Source organism: Pararhodobacter sp. SW119 (assembly GCF_017811755.1).
Lineage (GTDB): Bacteria > Pseudomonadota > Alphaproteobacteria > Rhodobacterales > Rhodobacteraceae > Pararhodobacter.
The window spans coordinates 1-516 of sequence record NZ_JADDJF010000191.1; the positions used below are offsets into that span (position 1 = coordinate 1).

Consider the following 516-nt stretch of genomic DNA (forward strand, 5'->3'; position numbering starts at 1 on the left):
CCCGCCGCTCATCCGTCTCAGTCTGTCCGTCGAGAAACACTATCCCCTCACGTACAGAAACCGAGAGAGGCGAGAACCAGGTGCTTGCGTCCAGGATTCGCCTGAGACGGTAGGCAATTTGCGCGTCGCGTGCATCCGGCGCGACCGCGATCTCGCTGGCCGAACCGGCAGCCCCCGCGTCCTCGACTGCCGGAGGTGTCTGCGCCTGTATTGGCGCGACGGAAAGAGCCAGCACGAACGCGACCAAGACCGCAAACCGACCGAAAAGGTCCTGGGGACGGCTGTGGAAGAACATGAGCACTCCGTTTCAGGCGCTTCATTGATTGCGACGATGCGCGCAACCGCTCCATGCACACTACAGTATCGTTCGCGGTCTGCACGGGTGCATCAATGCCCCTGGTGATCGGGTTTGATGCAGGGCGGATCAAGCAACATCAGTCCAGCAAGTGCACGAGCTTACTTGCGAGGTCAGCGGGACGGTAAGGTTCTGCCTATGAGTTCCGCTCCGAGGTCAAG

1 pseudogene is annotated in these 516 nt (G+C 60.9%); it reads right to left on the minus strand.

The window, feature by feature from the left end:
* Window positions 1–295 (minus strand): annotated as a pseudogene (locus IM708_RS21205) (hypothetical protein); the annotation flags it as partial.
* Window positions 296–516 lie beyond the last annotated feature (221 nt).